The following is a 1,094-nucleotide window of genomic DNA, read 5'->3' as shown; positions in this document are numbered from 1 at the left end:
GTTGATAACCTTATATGGTGAAAGTCCATTGTGAAAGACCTGAATAACAAATCAATCACTAGAGAAGCACAAGTGCGTAATCGCGAGGTTACGTGCGAAAGCAGTGTGGATCAAACCGACGAGCTGATGCTTTAAGTCCCGCCGAAGGGGAATGAGCGAAGCGAGTCGGGGGTGGTGTGAGAGGTGGCGTCCCGAGTGGCGTCACCTACTCGATATGGGTCATTGGCTTCGCTTTTTTGCTTTGATATATACGTCAGAGCGCTCTCGCTTTCCGACGGTGATCACGATAACCGAAACCTCTTCTTCGACTACTTCGTATACCAATCGATAACCCGCAGAGCGCAATTTGATTTTATAGTGGTTTTTGAATCCAGTCAGTCGATCTGCAGGGACAACGGGTTTTTCCAACCGTTCGCGTAGTTTCTTCTTAAGCTGCTCTCGAATCGTAGATCCGATTTTATTCCACTCTTTCAGAGCGCTTGGCAGGAACTTCAGCTTATAGTTCATCGAGAGTCACTTCTTTGGCCGATGCTCGCTCTGCTTCTCTTTCTTCGATGATGGCTCTCAACTCTTGATCCTCGATCAAATTGCTTATCCATTCGTAAGCTTCTGCTGGAATTAGGTAAGCGGTTGGCTTGTTGTGGTTTAAGATAGCGACCACTTCGCCCCCTGCTCGCTCGATCAGTTGACTTGGGTTCCTCTTTAGCTCAGAAATACTAGCTGAATATGGGCTTAATATAGGACTCATAATAGGTCTAAATTAAGTATTTATTTTTACTTTTCAAGTTTTCTTTTACTGAACGTCGAGGTGTATCACGAAAGGGGCGCAGCCCCTGGAGTTGATACCGACTGGTTGAACAAAGCCGCTACGCGGCGGTTTCTGTTTGAGCGTTGTTTTCGGTTTGGGTTGCCAGTGTAAAAGTTGAGTTCCGGGACAGGCTAGTTTTTAGCTAACCTGCCCGGATGAAAAAAACTAAGTTATCAAAAACTAAGTCGTCTAAAACGTATCAGCAGTTCTATGCGCATGTCCATAGTAAAGCCTACTCGCCTCGCAGTCGTGAGACCTACCTTCGTTGGGTGGCATGCCTCGCCGT

At 46.6% G+C, this 1,094-nt stretch carries 2 protein-coding genes; both read right to left on the bottom strand.

Annotation, left to right across the window (positions count from 1 at the left end; genetic code table 11):
- Positions 1-219 precede the first annotated feature (219 nt).
- On the bottom strand, positions 220-507 hold the full coding sequence (locus QEH52_RS19825) for a type II toxin-antitoxin system RelE family toxin (RefSeq protein WP_308952697.1): 288 nt from the start codon (positions 505-507) through the stop codon (positions 220-222).
- Positions 497-748 (bottom strand): type II toxin-antitoxin system Phd/YefM family antitoxin, encoded by a 252-nt coding sequence (locus QEH52_RS19820; RefSeq protein WP_308952696.1) that lies wholly within the window; start codon positions 746-748, stop codon positions 497-499. The genes QEH52_RS19825 and QEH52_RS19820 overlap by 11 nt, the downstream gene beginning before the upstream one ends.
- Positions 749-1,094 lie beyond the last annotated feature (346 nt).

Origin of the sequence: Thalassobacterium maritimum (assembly GCF_031127805.1) — a bacterium.
Taxonomy (GTDB): Bacteria; Verrucomicrobiota; Verrucomicrobiia; order Opitutales; family Coraliomargaritaceae; genus Thalassobacterium; species Thalassobacterium maritimum.
Note: the sequence above shows the minus strand (reverse complement) of the source record. Positions and strands in the feature narration are given on the sequence as shown.

What these genes read in the sequence shown, in the direction of transcription:
- QEH52_RS19825 (WP_308952697.1), bottom strand. Translation starts at nt 507, where the DNA reads ATGAACTATAAGCTGAAGTTCCTGCCAAGCGCTCTGAAAGAGTGGAAT.
- QEH52_RS19820 (WP_308952696.1), bottom strand. Translation starts at nt 748, where the DNA reads ATGAGTCCTATATTAAGCCCATATTCAGCTAGTATTTCTGAGCTAAAG.